Origin of the sequence: uncultured Maritalea sp. (assembly GCF_937139385.1) — a bacterium.
In the GTDB taxonomy this organism is placed as follows: Bacteria; Pseudomonadota; Alphaproteobacteria; order Rhizobiales; family Devosiaceae; genus Maritalea; species Maritalea porphyrae_A.
Genome location: NZ_CAKZPW010000122.1, coordinates 1 through 15,501, shown reverse-complemented (window position 1 = coordinate 15,501; position 15,501 = coordinate 1). Strand labels below are relative to the sequence as shown.

At 50.0% G+C, this 15,501-nt stretch carries 17 protein-coding genes; 12 read left to right on the top strand and 5 right to left on the bottom strand.

Annotated features, from left to right (window positions below; genetic code table 11):
- Positions 1 to 301: adenylyl-sulfate kinase (locus tag Q0231_RS04980; RefSeq protein ID WP_299345835.1), on the top strand; the 301-nt coding region annotated here is incomplete at its 5' end.
- Positions 302 to 542: 241 nt separating this feature from the next.
- Here Q0231_RS04980 and Q0231_RS04975 read toward each other — a convergent pair.
- Positions 543 to 1,760, bottom strand: a complete 1,218-nt coding sequence (locus Q0231_RS04975) for a cytochrome P450 (RefSeq protein WP_269392948.1) — start codon at positions 1,758 to 1,760, stop codon at positions 543 to 545.
- A complete protein-coding gene (locus Q0231_RS04970) occupies positions 1,757 to 3,790 on the bottom strand; it encodes an FAD-dependent oxidoreductase (RefSeq protein ID WP_299345833.1) in 2,034 nt (677 codons plus the stop codon). Before Q0231_RS04970 ends, Q0231_RS04975 begins: the two co-directional genes overlap by 4 nt.
- 129 nt (positions 3,791 to 3,919) lie before the next feature.
- On the opposite strand from Q0231_RS04970, the gene paaG reads away from it, so the two are divergent.
- The 8 genes from paaG to Q0231_RS04930 all read left to right on the top strand — a co-directional run bounded on the left by paaG (position 3,920) and on the right by Q0231_RS04930 (position 11,262).
- A complete protein-coding gene (gene paaG / locus Q0231_RS04965) occupies positions 3,920 to 4,711 on the top strand; it encodes a 2-(1,2-epoxy-1,2-dihydrophenyl)acetyl-CoA isomerase PaaG (RefSeq protein WP_299345831.1) in 792 nt (263 codons plus the stop codon).
- Positions 4,708 to 5,145, top strand: coding sequence for a hydroxyphenylacetyl-CoA thioesterase PaaI (gene paaI, locus Q0231_RS04960; protein WP_269392945.1), 438 nt, complete (start codon positions 4,708 to 4,710; stop codon positions 5,143 to 5,145). Before paaG ends, paaI begins: the two co-directional genes overlap by 4 nt.
- Entirely contained in the window at positions 5,142 to 6,344 is a 1,203-nt protein-coding gene (gene pcaF, locus Q0231_RS04955) for a 3-oxoadipyl-CoA thiolase (protein WP_269392944.1), read from the top strand. The genes paaI and pcaF overlap by 4 nt, the downstream gene beginning before the upstream one ends.
- A gap of 9 nt (positions 6,345 to 6,353) precedes the next feature.
- Complete coding sequence (gene paaK, locus Q0231_RS04950; RefSeq protein ID WP_299345830.1) at positions 6,354 to 7,670, top strand: phenylacetate--CoA ligase PaaK; 1,317 nt, start codon at positions 6,354 to 6,356, stop codon at positions 7,668 to 7,670.
- Positions 7,670 to 8,272: a TetR/AcrR family transcriptional regulator gene (locus Q0231_RS04945; RefSeq protein WP_269392942.1), complete on the top strand. Its 603-nt coding sequence runs from the start codon at positions 7,670 to 7,672 to the stop codon at positions 8,270 to 8,272. Before paaK ends, Q0231_RS04945 begins: the two co-directional genes overlap by 1 nt.
- Positions 8,273 to 8,353: 81 nt before the next feature.
- Entirely contained in the window at positions 8,354 to 9,370 is a 1,017-nt protein-coding gene (locus Q0231_RS04940; protein ID WP_269392941.1) for a TRAP transporter substrate-binding protein, read from the top strand.
- A gap of 79 nt (positions 9,371 to 9,449) precedes the next feature.
- The gene (locus Q0231_RS04935; RefSeq protein WP_269392940.1) at positions 9,450 to 9,956 is read left to right on the top strand and encodes a TRAP transporter small permease; all 507 of its coding nucleotides are present in this window, start codon (positions 9,450 to 9,452) and stop codon (positions 9,954 to 9,956) included.
- Entirely contained in the window at positions 9,949 to 11,262 is a 1,314-nt protein-coding gene (locus tag Q0231_RS04930; protein WP_269392939.1) for a TRAP transporter large permease, read from the top strand. Before Q0231_RS04935 ends, Q0231_RS04930 begins: the two co-directional genes overlap by 8 nt.
- 150 nt (positions 11,263 to 11,412) lie before the next feature.
- Here Q0231_RS04930 and Q0231_RS04925 read toward each other — a convergent pair whose 3' ends face one another.
- The gene (locus Q0231_RS04925) at positions 11,413 to 12,123 is read right to left on the bottom strand and encodes an HAD family phosphatase (RefSeq protein ID WP_299345816.1); all 711 of its coding nucleotides are present in this window, start codon (positions 12,121 to 12,123) and stop codon (positions 11,413 to 11,415) included.
- Between the two features lie 54 nt (positions 12,124 to 12,177).
- On the opposite strand from Q0231_RS04925, the gene Q0231_RS04920 reads away from it, so the two are divergent.
- Positions 12,178 to 12,717 carry a DUF1697 domain-containing protein gene (locus tag Q0231_RS04920; protein ID WP_299345813.1) on the top strand — a complete coding sequence of 180 codons (540 nt, stop codon included), beginning with the start codon at positions 12,178 to 12,180 and terminating at the stop codon, positions 12,715 to 12,717.
- Here Q0231_RS04920 and Q0231_RS04915 read toward each other — a convergent pair.
- Positions 12,714 to 13,343: a cation diffusion facilitator family transporter gene (locus Q0231_RS04915; protein WP_299345811.1), complete on the bottom strand. Its 630-nt coding sequence runs from the start codon at positions 13,341 to 13,343 to the stop codon at positions 12,714 to 12,716. The two genes, Q0231_RS04920 and Q0231_RS04915, sit on opposite strands and share 4 nt — an antisense overlap.
- Positions 13,344 to 13,420: 77 nt before the next feature.
- Here Q0231_RS04915 and Q0231_RS04910 point away from each other — a divergent pair, with 77 nt between their 5' ends.
- Together Q0231_RS04910 and Q0231_RS04905 are read left to right on the top strand one after the other, a co-directional pair.
- The gene (locus tag Q0231_RS04910) at positions 13,421 to 13,852 is read left to right on the top strand and encodes a helix-turn-helix domain-containing protein (RefSeq protein WP_269392935.1); all 432 of its coding nucleotides are present in this window, start codon (positions 13,421 to 13,423) and stop codon (positions 13,850 to 13,852) included.
- 87 nt (positions 13,853 to 13,939) lie between these two features.
- Entirely contained in the window at positions 13,940 to 15,220 is a 1,281-nt protein-coding gene (locus tag Q0231_RS04905; protein WP_299345808.1) for an HD domain-containing protein, read from the top strand.
- Here the strand turns inward: Q0231_RS04905 and Q0231_RS04900 are convergent.
- Positions 15,204 to 15,501 (bottom strand): diguanylate cyclase (locus Q0231_RS04900; RefSeq protein ID WP_299345805.1); only part of this gene is annotated, 298 nt, incomplete at its 5' end. The genes Q0231_RS04905 and Q0231_RS04900 overlap by 17 nt on opposite strands.

Genomic DNA, 15,501 nt, shown 5'->3' with positions numbered 1-15,501 from the left:
AGTATTGGATGGAGATAATATCCGGTCGGGAATAAATAATAATCTTGGATTTACTCTTGAGGACCGGCAGGAAAATATTCGTCGAATTGCCGAAGTCGCTAAATTATATCTAAATAGTGGAGTCATTACTTTGAATTCTTTTATTAGCCCCACCAAGGAAATTAGGCGTTTTGCTAGACAAATTATTGGCGCTGATGATTTTGTTGAAATTTATATCAATGCTCCAATTGAAGTATGTGAGCAACGAGATGTAAAAGGGCTTTATAAGAAAGCTCGTAAAGTGGCTCGCGTCGTTCGTTGAGATAAGTCGCCAATGCTTTAAGCATCCGCGCCCGATCATGAAATGTCATCGCCCGGAGCGCAGGGCCACCTTTTTGCTTCGCAAAATCGATCATGGCTTGGAAATCCAAACCGTCTGATCCGGCTACCGCGATTTCTTCGCCAGTTACGGCAGAAAATATTTTGCGCGTTTTGCCAGATGGTCCCACCCACTGGCCGTTCGCATAGCTTTCAAGCTGCATAATAGACATTGATTTAAACCCTTAGCTTAGTTTTGCCGGCAATTTTGCATAGCCGCGGAATCTTAAGCGCCCGCCTAGTTCTGCATTGCCCGTTAGTTGGTAGTTCGGAAATTTTTTGAGGAACCTGTTGATCGCGATACGTCCCTCCATGCGCGCTAATGAAAAGCCAACGCAAAGATGTGGGCCACCAGCAAACGCCAAGTGCCGATTTGGTCTGCGCATAAGTTTGAGTTCATCTGGATCTTCAAATTGGCTTGGGTCACGGTTTGCCGCACCAATAACCAAATGCAAGTTGCTGCCCGTCGGAATCTTAATGCCATCAATCTCAATATCAGCGGTGGTTTCGCGGTTGCCCAATTGGTTGGGTGACAAGAAGCGCAAGAATTCATCTACCCCGGTTTTGATGATCTCAGGATTGGACTTGAGGGCATATTTTTGCCCCGGAAACGCGTGTAGCGCCGCCAAAGCGTTGCCGATCAAATTGGTTGTGGTTTCGTGTCCAGCGTTCAGGATGAATATGCAATTCTGCAGAAGTTCGGTTTCAGACAGTTCGCCTTCTTCGCTCTCAATCAGCCGGGTTAAAACATCCGTTTCAGGATTGCCGGGGTATTTGCGGCGATGATTAGCGAGGTCTTTCAAATAGGCTTTAAAATCAACAACAGCTTTGTTCCCCGTTGCCAATTGCTCTGGGGTTAGAGTAGGCTCAAGTGCACCCAAAATGGCCAGCGACCAATCCCGTAAAGGCTCCCGATCGGCCATGGGCATATCAAACATGTTGCCAATGATTTGAATGGGTATCTTGCTGGCAAAATCTTCGATCAAGTCGACTGTTTGCTTGCCCGCCATGTCCTCGAGTAAGGTGTCGATGGTCTCAAGCAACCCCGGCTCCATATTGGCGATGGCACGTGCATTGAGCGCTCCGACCATGATTTTGCGCACCCGCGTATGCAGGGGAGGATCATTGAACACAAGCGAGGTCGTGTGGTGTTCATAAAGCGGTGCATCGCCACCAAACTTGGGCAAGAACGCTTGCCGTTTGTCCGAGATATAAAGCGTGGTGTCCCGATAAATGCGGTCCAAATCTGCAAATCGGGTTAAAACAAATGAGCCGTCTGGTTGCGGGCAGACCGGCGCATATTTGAGGAGCGCATGATAAAAGGGAAACGGGTCCTCAACAAAGCCTAAGGGAGGATTTGTAAGGTCGAACCCTTCTATCATCTTGCGCTCAGCTTTGGTCATTTTAAACGCTCTGCCAAGCGCCAGCTATTTGGGCTTTGTTTAGCCACATCAGTCATCGCAGCTTTGACGCGATCAATGCCAATTTCGCTTGCATAATGCATTGGGCCCCCGCGCCAGCGTGGAAAACCGTAGCCGTGGATTTTCACCAAATCCACGTCCAGGTCACGTTCCGCAATGCCTTCTTCAACAATCAGCGCACCTTCGTTAATCATCACGGCCATCAAGCGATCAACGATTTCTTGGTCCGTGAAAAGCTGCCGCTCAATGGTTGCATCTTTGGCTTCTTGAGCGATCAGGTCGGTTACAAACGCGTCTTCATGGGGTTTGCGGTCACCTTCAACATATTTGTACCAGCCTTTTGCGCTGCGTTGGCCGAACCGCTCAGCTTCACAAAGTAAGTCGCCAATGCGCACATAACGCTCGTTTGGTGCGCGCGTTGGTGCCTGACGTTTGCGATTAGCCCACGATATCTGTAGCCCCGTTAAGTCTTGCAACTCATAAGGACCCATTGGCATGCCGAAACCGCGCATGGCATCGTCGATCTGTTTTGGCGTGCAGCCGTCCATCAGCAAATAATCCGCTTGGCGGCGATAGGCCGACAAAATGCGGTTGCCGATAAAACCGTCACAAATGCCGGACAAAACGCCCACTTTGCGCAATTGCTTGCCCAAATCAAACCCGGTCGCCAAAACGTCTTTCGATGTACTTGGCAGCTGCACAATCTCGAGCAACTTCATGATGTGCGCTGGAGAGAAGAAATGCAGCCCAATAAAACGCGACGGGTTAGTAATGCCTTCAAAAATCTGCGTTGGATCGATGTAAGATGTGTTGGTGGCCAAAATCGCATCTTCGCGCATGTGCGAGGCGAGTGATTGGAAAACCTGTTGCTTTACACCTAAGTCTTCAAACACAGCTTCAATTGCCAAATCCGCGTCGGCACAAGCTGCATAGTCGTCTGCAGCAATCAGCGACGACTTAAGCTTTTCAGCTTTGTCTTGTGAAATCTTGCCGCGTTTGATGCCGCCGGCGATCAGGCCCTCAACCCGTTCACGTCCAGCGTTAGCTGCGTCTTGATCGCGCTCAATCAAGGCAACATCATATCCAGCGTTTAGGCATGCAAAGGCAATGCCCGCACCCATCAGCCCGCCGCCAACAACCGCGATTTTAGTGATATCAAGCGGTGCGCCACCCTCCATGGCTTTGGGCTTGCTCACCGCCCGTTCTGAGAAGAAAGCGTGTCGCAATGCTTTTGATTGCGCGCTATCGCGCAACTCCAAGTGTAGCGCGCGCTCTTTTGGCTGGCCCTGACTAAAGGGCAAGGTTGCCGCCCATTCAATGGCCCGCAAATTGTCCAAAGGAGAAGTTTGTCCCTTGGCGCGTTTGGTTATTTCTGCGCGTTTGGACGCAAAGAAATCATCGGCGACAGGAGCAGGGGATCTTTTGCTCAAGCCTGACAGTGGGGTCGGCAAGTCAGCCACAAACTCAAGTGCCGCTTCAACTGGATCGCCCTCAAAAACCAGATCAAGTCCACCAAGGTCAAAAAGCTGCTGCGCATCAATCAACTGTCCGGTTGTGGCCAATTCAACTGCGGCTTCAACACCAATCAAACGGGGCAAACGTTGCGAACCACCTGCGCCCGGAACCAAGCCCAAATTGACTTCAGGCAACCCAAAACGTGTGCCTGTTTGTGCAAGACGGAAATCACAGGCCATGGCCAATTCAAATCCGCCGCCCAGCGTGGTGCCATGCGTTGCCGCAACCCAAGGCACCGAACTGTCTTCAATATTCTGATAAACGTCCGGCAGATGTGGTTCTTGTGGCGGTTTGCCGAATTCGGAAATGTCTCCACCTGCGACGAAGGTGCGGCCCGCGCAATAAACTATGGCGGCCTTGGCGTTTGCCGCCTCCGCTTTTGCGACAGCTTCGAGCAAACCCAGGCGCACGGCGACGCCGGTAGCATTCACCGGCGGGTTGTTGATTTCAACAAGAGCAATATCGCCCCGCAATTCAACGCTCACAACACTCGACAATATCATTCCCCCAAAGTCGAACAATCAAATTCTTATCATATATTGACCAACCAGTCGGTTTATGTAAAGCTAAATTTCACATGAGAAGTAAATCTTGAGAAATGCTCGGGATATTCTGGGGAGGATCGCGTGAGCGACACAATCATTGTCACCAAAAATGCTGGTTGGGTGGAGATTACCCTTAATCGTCCAGACCGTTTGAACGCCTTCAATGATGAAATGCATGGTGCGCTTCAGTCCGCATTGCGTGACGCAAAAGACGATAAATCTGTGCGGGCGATTTTGTTCACCGGCGCTGGCCGCGGCTTTTGCGCCGGACAAGATTTGGATGCGCGCGATCCACGCAAAATGACGTCGGCGCCGGATTTGCACGCGACAATTTCCACTTTTTACAATCCCCTCGTTAAGCTCATTCGCTCTATCAATAAGCCGATCATCTGTGCGGTAAATGGTGTAGCCGCGGGGGCCGGCGTCAATATCGCGCTTGGTTGTGACATTGTTTTGGCGGCTGAAAGCGCCAAGTTTATCCAAAGCTTTGCCAAGGTGGGCTTGGTGCCTGATGCTGGCGGCAGCTGGATATTGCCTCGCCTGATTGGCGAAGCACGTGCCAAATACATTTGCCTAACCGCGACGCCCGTTCCAGCCAAACAAGCGGTGGAATGGGGCATGATCTGGCAGGTAATTCACGATGAGCAATTGATGGACGATGCGCGCAAACTAGCCGCACAAATGGCTGAGGGCCCAACCTTTGGTTTGGGCATGATGAAGCAAGCACTGCAAAGCTCATTTGATCATTCGCTTGATGAACATTTGGATGTTGAGGCTGAAATGCAAGGTCGCTGTGGTCGGTCAAAAGACTATGCGGAAGGCGTGAGTGCCTTTCTCGACAAACGCCCAACAAACTTTGGCGGTGTGGAATGATCACCCCGCTCGAACGTGCGCAAAAATCGGCACAAATCATGTGGGATAACGATTCCGCTTCGCAGCGTATCGGTATGCGGCTAGAAAATGTTGGAGTAGGCACGGCAACCTTGTCGATGACCATCAACGACCAACATTTAAACGGTCACAAAATCTGCCATGGCGGATATGTTTTTATGCTGGCGGACAGTGCCTTTGCCTTTGCGTGCAACAGCTACAATCAATTGGCCGTAGCCTATCAAAACTCAATTACTTATGCCGCGCCCGGCATGAAAGATGATGTGCTCACAGCCACGGCCATTGAAGTGAGCAAGACCGGACGCTCCGGTATCTATGACGTTACAATTACAAACCAAAAGGGTGAGGCATTGGCGCATTTTCGGGGCCACTCGCGCACCATCAAAGGTACACATTTTACGGAGAATGAGGCGTGAACGAAGCTTACTTGTGCGAAGGGTTTAGAACCCCCATTGGCCGCTTTGGCGGCACCCTTGCATCGGTGCGGCCCGACGACATGTTGGCCCATGTGATCAAAAAAACAATGGAAGCTGCGCCAAATCTAGACCCTTCAGCAATTGATGATTGCTATATGGGGTGTGCCAACCAAGCAGGTGAAGACAACCGCAATGTGGCGCGTATGGCGACGCTGTTGGCAGGCTTGCCAACAAGTGTGCCTGGCACAACAATTAACCGGCTTTGTGGTTCGGGCTTGGATGCTGTGGGCATGGCCGCACGTGCCATCAAAGCGGGTGAAGCTGAGGTGATCTTGGCCGGTGGTGTGGAAAGCATGAGCCGTGCACCATTTGTGATGCCAAAGGCGGATACGGCCTATTCTCGTAACGCAGAAATCTACGACACCACCATTGGTTGGCGCTTCGTCAACAGGCTGATGAAAAGCCAATATGGCATCGATTCGATGCCGGAAACCGGCGAAAATGTCGCTGAAGATTTTGGTGTTTCACGCCACGATCAGGACGCATTTGCTTATCGCTCTCAAGAACGTGCGGCAAAAGCGATTGCTTCGGGCCGTTTGGCGCAGGAAATTGTGTCAGTTGAAATTCCACAGCGCAAAAAAGACCCAATAATCTTTTCCCAAGACGAACATCCGCGCGCTTCTTCAATGGAAAAGCTTGGCGCATTGGGCACGCCGTTCCGCGAAGGTGGTTCAGTGACGGCCGGCAATGCATCGGGCGTAAATGATGGCGCTGCTGCAATTATCGTTGCATCAAAAGCTGCAGTTGAAAAATATGGTCTCACCCCAAAGGCGAAAATTGTTGGTTTGGCCACAGCAGGCGTTGAGCCGCGCATCATGGGCATTGGCCCAGCACCAGCTTCGCAAAAGCTGTTGGACCGTTTGGGGCTCAAAATCACAGATGTGGATTTGATTGAACTAAACGAGGCCTTTGCTTCCCAAGGCATCGCAGTGTTGCGCCAATTGGGTGTCGCCGAAGATGCAGATTTTGTTAATCCAAATGGTGGTGCAATTGCACTTGGTCACCCTTTGGGCATGTCTGGTGCTCGTTTGGCGCTAACCGCCAGCATAGAGCTTGTGAACACTGGGAGTAAGCGCGCGCTCTGCACCATGTGCATCGGCGTTGGCCAGGGCATCGCACTGATGCTTGAGCGGGCATAGGGGGAATAAATGAAAGACTTGACGCCGAACAAAGCAGATCTGGACCCGATTGAAATCGCATCGCGCGATGAAATCTCAGCGCTGCAACTCGCTCGCATGAAATCAACATTGGCCCATGCCTACAACAATGTGCCGTTCTACAAGAAGAAGTTTGACGAAGCCGGTGTTCACCCAGATGATCTGAAAAGTCTATCTGACCTGTCAAAGTTCCCCTTCACCGTAAAAACCGACCTGCGCGATAATTACCCGTTTGGCATGTTTGCGGTCCCACGAGAACAGGTGAGCCGCATTCATGCTTCTTCGGGTACAACAGGTAAGCCCACAGTTGTTGGCTACACAAAAAACGACATCGACATGTGGTCTTCTGTTGTCGCTCGTTCGCTTCGGGCGGCAGGCGTGCGCAAAGGCGATATTTTGCACAACGCCTATGGCTATGGACTTTTCACTGGCGGTTTGGGTGCTCATTATGGCGCAGAAGCCTTGGGCTGTTCAGTCGTGCCGATTTCTGGCGGCATGACCTCTCGTCAAGTGCAGCTGATCCAAGATTTTCAACCCCATGCAATAACCGTCACGCCCTCATATATGTTGGCGATTCTTGATGAGTTCACCAAGCAGGGCGTTGACCCGCGCGAATGCTCTTTGCAAGTTGGTATATTTGGCGCTGAGCCATGGACCAATGCGACCCGTAAAGAAGTTGAAGATGCGTTTGATATGCACGCGGTGGACATTTACGGTCTGTCAGAAGTTATAGGGCCAGGCGTTGCCAATGAATGTGTGGAAACCAAAGACGGGTTGCACATTTGGGAAGATCATTTCTATCCCGAAATCATCAATCCTGAAACCGGCGAACTGGTGGAAGAAGGCGAAGAAGGCGAATTGGTTTTCACTTCGCTGACCAAGGAGGCCTTGCCGATTATTCGTTATCGCACCCGCGATCTGACGCGGCTTTTGCCCGGTACAGCACGCTCCATGCGTCGCATGGAGAAAATTACCGGCCGATCTTACGCTATGATCCTCTTGCGTGGCGTAAACGTATTTCCAACCCAAGTTGAAGTACAGGTGCTTGCTGTTGCTGGTCTTGCGCCGCACTTTCAAATCGAACTTGTGCATCATGGTCGCATGGACGGGATGATCGTCCATGTGGAAGCAACAAAGGATGCTGCTTCTGAGGACGCGAGGGCACAAACGGCCAAGCTTTTGTCAAAGAAAATCAAAGACAACATCGGCGTTTCAGCCCAAGTCTTTACCAAGGAGCCAGGTGGCGTGCCTCGTTCTCAAGGCAAAGCGGTGCGGGTAGTTGATAACCGTAAAGAGGGGCAAGAATAGTGGTGCGCACCATTGCAAAAGATCACGAAGAAAAACGCGTTGCGATCCTAAAAACCGCTGCGAAGTTCTTTGCAAAAAATGGATTCGACCGCTCGTCTATGAGCCAACTTGCGCTTGAGTGTGGTGTATCTAAAGCTTTGATATATCATTATTACCAAAGCAAAGAAGTGCTTCTTTATGACATCATTTACACCCATCTGCAGGACTTGGTTGATGCGGTTGAAGCCGTCACGCCGAGTGATGACCCCGAGCAGCACTTGCGAAAACTGGTTCACGCTATTCTAGACCAATATCGTGACGCGGACGCCGAACATAAGTTGCAACTTGAAGCAACAACATCCCTGCCAAAGGCCAATCAAAAAACGCTCGCAGACATGCAAAGGCGCTTGGTAGTTACACTTTCGAATGCCATCAATGCCATTTCTCCGATGTGTTTTGAAAAGCACAAAGAGACGCTAAGGCCGGTCACCATGTCGCTATTTGGCATGTTGAATTGGTTTTATCTTTGGTATCGCCGCGGCAAGGGGATGACGCGATCAGATTACGCCGATCTAGCAACAGATTTGCTTTTGGGCGGAATAAAAGGATTGGAAAAGCAATAGCTTTTGCAAACCCAAAGAGAACGTTTCGGTTGCGCTAGGCAGCCGGTGCGAATGTAGGAGAGTTCATTCAGGGAGGTAGTAATGAACAAATTCATCAAACTTGCAGCAGCTGCCGCTGTTGCAATTACCGCAAGCACAAGCGCTTTTGCCGCTGATCGCACGCTAACGATCTCAAGCTGGACCGGCCCAGGCCATGGCATTAACGCCATCATGTGGCCCGGCTTGATCAAAATGATCGAAGAAGCGACCGATGGCAAAATCACCGCTGAAGTCAAACTCGGTCTTGCCCCACCACCAGCTCAAATGGATTTGGTTATGGATGGCGCGGCGGATATGACCATCATTTTCCACGGATATCAGCCGGGTCGTTTTACCGCCACTCAACTGATCGAATTGCCGGGTTATGAAGGTAACGCTGAAGCAGCTTCAGTTGCATACTGGCGCGTGCACCAAGCCCATTTGGCAAAGCTTGATGAGCACCGTGGGGTAAAACTCATGGGTCTAACGACGCATGGGCCAGGCCAAATTCACTCAAACAAAGAAGTAAAAACCCTTGCTGATTTGAATGGATTGAAAACACGTCTACCAGGCGGTGTTGCCAGTGTTGCGGGTGCAGAATTGGGCATGATCGGCATTCAAGTGCCAGCGCCAAAAGTCTACGAAACATTGGCATCAGATTCAGCTGATGCGGTTGCTATGCCTTATGAAGGACGTGCAGGCTTTAAGCTGACCGAAGTGGCTAAAAACGTTTATGAAATGCCAGGTGGTTTCTACCGTGGGTCATTTGCGTTTTTGATGAGCCAAGAAACTTTCGACAGTCTGCCTGCTGATTTGCAGAAAGCATTGGACGAAAAAGTGTTCGGTGAACCTGCCAGCCGCATGCTTGGTGCTGCTTGGGATGAAATTGATGAAATTGGCCGCAAAGCAACTGCTGATGCGGGCGACAACTCAATTACAATTGCAAGCGAAGAAGACCAAAAGCTTTATGGTCTGTATGCAGCTGAAATCACCAAAAACGTGTTGGCACAACTTAACGATTTAGGCATCGACGCTCAAGCGGCGTACGATATGGTCAAAGCTGAAATGGCTGCCCAATAGTTGGGTCCTATTTGACTTTTTAGTTTGGCGCGGGTCAACTCGATCTGCGCCAAATCAATGTTCGGTTGAGGAACATTCTATGAAATCTGCTCTGAACTTTATTCGACGACTGTCACAATTGCCGCTGCTGGTTGCTTCTCTGGTGCTGTTCTTGCTGATGGCGATGACGTTTGCTGACGTGATCCTGCGCTCAACGTTCAATGCGCCCATCGAGGCGGCAACCGAACTTACCCGCATGTTTATGGCCATCATTGTCTTTTTGATCATGCCCATTATCAGTGGTACCCAAGAACACATTGTGGTCGATCTGGCTGACCCGTTATTCACCAACAAATGGGCGATCCGCATACGCGACACCATTGTTAACCTGTCGTGCGGGGCCATGTTGCTGTGGCCAGCGCGTCAAGTGGTGGTTTTGGCCGAGCGGGCACGCGACTATGGCGACGTAACCGAATATCTCGCCATCCCTCAGTTTTATATTGGATGGTTTATCGCCATCATGACTTTTGTAAGTGCGTTTGTGTTGCTCGCCCGTGGGTTGATCACCTTGTTTGCACCTCAACTATTGGAAGAGCAAAATGATTGAAGCTTTAATCGGTTTTGGTGCCGTTCTGACCTTGGTTTTGCTGCGCATGCCTTTGGCCTTTGCCATGGGACTTGTGGGTATGGTTGGCTATATGCACGAAACAAGTTTTCGCGGTGCCCTGTCGATGGTGTCGCGGCTAATTATTGATACCTCACAAGACTATGGTCTGTCGGTGGTTCCATTGTTTATTTTGATGGGTCTATTCGTCAACAAAGGCGGCATCGCCCGTGAGCTCTATCAGGTCTCTTATGCATTCTTGGGGCATATGCGTGGCGGACTGGCCATGGCCACAATTTTGGCTTGTGGCGGCTTTGCTGCCATTTGTGGCTCATCCCTTGCGACAGCTGCCACCATGTCCAAAGTGGCCATGCCGCAAATGCGCAAATATGGCTATGAAGACAGCCTATCAACCGCATCGATTGCCGCTGGTGGTACACTTGGCATTCTCATTCCGCCCTCGGTTATTTTGGTGATCTATGGACTGCTGACGGAAACATCTATCGGTAAATTGTTCATGGCGGGTATTATTCCCGGCTTGCTCGGTATCTTGTTTTACATCTTCGCGGTAAAATTCACTGTCACCCGCAACCCAAAAGCGGGGCCAGCTGGTGAACGCACAAACTGGGTCGGTCGGCTTGGTGCGCTACGTGGCGTTTGGGCTGTGTTGATATTGTTCTTCTTGGTTATTGGTGGGCTATATGGGGCGCTTGATGTTTGGCCAATCCATTTGACCTTCTCGCCAACTGAAGCTGCAGGCATGGGCGCCGCCGGGGCATTTCTAATCGCCTTGTTCCGTGGCAGCCTGAACCTAAAAGCTGTGCTGGAAGTGCTCAAGGAAACAGCGATCACCACAGCGTCTTTGTTCAGCGTCTTGATCGGCGCATGGATTTTTTCAAACTTCATCAATGTTGCCGGTTTGACAGAAGGCCTGCGCGATATGATCACATCGTACAATCTTGCCCCCTGGATGGTGATGGCCATCATTTTGGGCATCTACATTGTGCTGGGTATGATCTTTGAGAGCCTGTCAATGTTGCTGCTCACCGTGCCCATTTTCTTCCCTCTTGTGGTTGGGCTTGGGTTTGATCCGGTATGGTTTGGTGTTGTTGTGGTTGTGGTGACAGAAATCAGTCTGATCACCCCGCCCGTGGGCCTCAACGTATTCATTTTGAAAAATGTTGTGGGCGATGTATCCACTGGCACCATCTTTAAGGGCGTCACCCCATTTTGGGTGGCAGACATCATCCGCCTTGCTTTGCTCGTTGGCATTCCAGCTCTATCGCTGTTCTTGCCGTCGCAAATGTAGCATTGGTTTTGCTTAAGCAATCTCAAAAGGGCCGCTTTAGCGGCCCTTTTATTTGAGCGCAGCGAGCTCGCCGCAGAGGTTGTTCTGGAATCCAACCCTCAGGTTTGGTCTTTTAGTTGGCGAAGTTCTTGTCGAAATTTTTGCGCTGACTTAATTCATGGGCCCAAAAAAGTGATCAATTTCAGCCTTAAAGTGCAACAGGCTTGGCAAGATAGCCACACACATGGCGGCGATTTCGTCGGTTGGGTCAAGAATATCGGGCACCATCACTGTGGCCAATCCAGCAGCGCTCGCGGAACGCACACCATTGTGACTGTCCTCAAACGCAATACAATTTTCCGGCGCGAAACCCAAGCGGGATGTGGCGGTCAAAAAGGGCTCAGGATGTGGTTTCCCTTTTGTCACATCCATGCGCGTAACAATGGTATCAAAATAGCTGTGCAGCCCCGCTTCCTCCAAATGCTTATGTGCAGAAGCACCCGTTGAGGTGGCCACCGCAATGGGCACGCCACGCGCACTTAAACCTGCCACCAATTCTTTGGCGCCATTTTTCACGGGAATGCCTTTTGACATTTCTTCATGCGCGCGCTCGACCATCAAATTTTCGTAAGTTTGTACGTCAAAATCTTTTCCGAAAAACTGCTGGTAAATCGGCACATTTTCAGTTTGCGGAATGCCGACGAAGGCGGCAAACATCTCGTGGGTCAACTCATGGCCCCACTCTTGGCACAGCTGTTGCATCACCCGTTTGTAAATCTGTTCTGTGTCCAAAAGCAGCCCATCCATATCAAAAACCACAGCCTCAACTTTTTCTGGCCAAAGACCGAGTTTGTTTTCGATTGCAGGCTGGGGAGCGTTCATGGTCTTCTCTTCGAATATGGTTTGTAGATTCTGCCAGAAAGGCATCGCAGAACAATGAATAAATATGTGGCGCTATTTCGTGGCCTAAATGTGGGCGGCCACAATAAAATCAAAATGGTTGATCTTAAAGCGATGCTAGAGGGTGCAGATTGTCAAAAGGTTACCACTTACATTCAATCCGGTAACGCTGTATTTTTACACAATCGCACGCGTGACGAAATTGAAGACTTTCTTGAAACGGCCTTTGAAAACCAATTTGGCTATAAGCCTGACATAATTGTGCGCACCAATGAAGAACTCGCCAGTGCAGCCAGCGAATACCCCTTTTTTACAAATGATCGAAACATGAGCTATATGATGACTGGCTTCACACGCCATGCACCATTTGGCGATGCGTTTTCAACCCTAGAGGAGGTGGCGGAAAATGGAGAAATGGTGCAGGTCACAGACAGTGAAATACACATCTATTTTGCCAATGGATCGGGTCGATCAAAACTCGCAGCGATCAACTTTGCTAAGAAAATCGGTACGCCAATTACAACTCGTAATCGGCGCACCGTACTCAAACTGCTTGAGATGATTAAAGATCTCTAGTGCTGATGGTCGCTAGCCGTGCGCAGTTCACGAACGGACTGATTGAGCACCTGCCATGCAGACGATAAGAACAGCCCCGCCATGATGATCGCCACGATCAAATCTGGCCAGCCCGAGGCAGTGCCCCACACTCCAAGCGCTGCAATCATCACGCCAACATTGCCAATTGCATCGTTGCGTGAACATAGCCAGACCGAGCGCACATTGGCGTCTCCATCTTTGTAAGCCATCAGCAACAAGACGCTAGCAAGGTTGGCAACAAGGGCCACAAAGCCGATCACGCCCATTGTTTCTGCATGGGGTACGCCAACATAAAAGAACTGATAAGCGGTGGAACCTGCCACCCAAAGTCCCATCGCCAAAAGTGTCAGACCCTTAAACAGCGCAGCAGTTGCCCGCACACCCTGGGGTCGTCCGATCACCCAAAAGCTAATTGCATAGGTCACACCATCTTGCAAAAAATCCAATGCGTCAGCTTTTAGCGCTTGAGAACCGGAAAGCTGACCGCCACCCATTTCAACACCAAACATCACCAAATTGATGATGGTCACCCAGATTAGGCGTTTCTTGTATTCTTCAGACATGCCATCAAATGTGTGGTTGTGCCCGCAACATTTCTCGCTCATATGCAACGCATCTTTCTTTATTTTCGCCAACGCTGATGCTAGACATAATTGCTATAGTGACTAGAGGTTCAAGCCCCATGCGCAAAAAACTTGAAGAATATTCGATTGGCCAACTTTCAAAACATGCAAATGTGAAAGTGCCCACCATTCGGTATTATGAACAAATTGGCTTGCTAGAAGAGCCTTGGCGCACGGAAGGTGGACAGAGGCGTTATGATCAGGACGCTCTGAACCGCCTAGATATGATCGTTCATGCGCGCGACTTGGGCTTTTCCATCGATGCTATTCGCGAGTTCATCCGTCTCGCCGGGCACCCAGACGCACCATGTGAAGACCTTGACCAAATCACCGAACATCATCTAAACGATGTCACACAACGAATTCAAAAGCTCGAGCGCTTAAAGGCCGAACTTCAATCCATGCTGAACAATTGCCAGCATGGCACAATTGAGAAATGCCGTATTCTTGAAGTCTTGAGCGATCACAACAACTGCCAAACAGAGCATTAGGCGCAATAGGTGCCTTTTGAGTATTCCATCTCTTCAGTTTTAATTGAAGGGACATATCCGCTTTTTCAAAGATCAAGGACAATTGTCATGACCACCGAAATGCCACAGCTCAAAATCAACGACCACCGCCTCGAAAAACAAATCGGATTTGTAATGGAGATGGACAAACTCAAAGCCGTTGACCGGATGACCAAAATCATCTGCGAAAACCGAGTAGAGAATGACGCTGAGCACTCTTGGCATGTGGCATTGATGGCACTTGTGCTTGAACCCTATGCGGGCGAGAAGGTGAACATCGAGCGGGTGATCAAAATGCTATTGGTGCACGACGTCGTCGAGATTGATGCAGGTGATACCTATATTTATGCTGGCGCAGATGCAGATGAGCAGTTTGAAACTGAACTCAAAGCCGCTAGCCGAATTTTTGGTTTGCTGCCGCACGAACAGGCTCAAGAGCTAACTCTGTTGTGGCGCGAGTTTGAGGCGCGCGAAACGGCAGAAGCCAAATTCGCCAAAGCCATTGATCGGCTTTCACCCTATATCTACTACGGATTTGCAGGCGAGGGCTGCTGGGTCGACCAAGGCGTTGATGAAGCGATGGTACGCGGCCAAATGGTCAGCATGGAAGACGTATCTCCTGATCTGAAAAACCTATATGAAACTTTGCTCAAGACCTACCAAGATTTTGGTGTGGTCCGAGATAGTAATAACCCAACGATTGAACCAGAGAACCAACACAAGAAGTTGGCGGATCATATGTGCACCGTCCAATTTACCAACGTTGATCTCACCAAGCGCATCCACTTTGTCATGGAAATGGACAAGCTAAAGTCCATCATTCGACAAACTCAATTGGTCAGCGTTGATCGACTGGAAAATGACGCGGAGCATTCTTGGAACCTTGCGATCATGGCCGTGATCTTAAAAGAGCACGCCAACACGGACGTCAACCTGTTGCGGGTTCTAAAGATGTTATTGATCCACGATATTGTCGAGATCGACGCAGGTGATGCACCCATTCACGACCTTGAAGCGCAAAAGGGCAAAGAACAACGCGAAATCGACGCTGCCAATCGCCTGTTTGGCATGCTGCCAAGTGATTTTGGGAATGAGCTGAAATTGCTTTGGGAAGAATTTGAAGCACATAAGAGTGATGATGCCCAATTTGCGCGCGCAATGGATCGATTGTCGCCGTTGCTTTACAGCTTCCATACGAAAGGCGTTCGTTGGGCATATTTTGATGTGAATGAAGATAAAGTGCGTATGCGCAATGGTGCCATTCAGGATGGTTCACAAAGACTGTGGGCGTTTGCCAAAACCATTATTGAGCAGTGCGTTGAAGCAGGATACCTCAAGCGCTGCGCGTAACTTCGCCAACACTTGGTTCAAGTGTTTGGCCATCGTCAAAAACAGACCGATTTCTGCCACCAGATTTGGCCAAATACATCCGCTCGTCCGCTCTTTGCACAAATTCACTTAGCGATTGCCCGGCTTGGTGCAAAGAGCCCCCAATGGAAACGCTCAAACGATGGTGTTTTGCGCCCTTGTTGTAGACGAGTTTGCGCACATTTCGGCGTATATTTTCAGCGACAGATTTCGCCTTTGGCTTGGCCTTCGCCCGAGGGGAAGTGGGCGTTTTAGATTGCTTG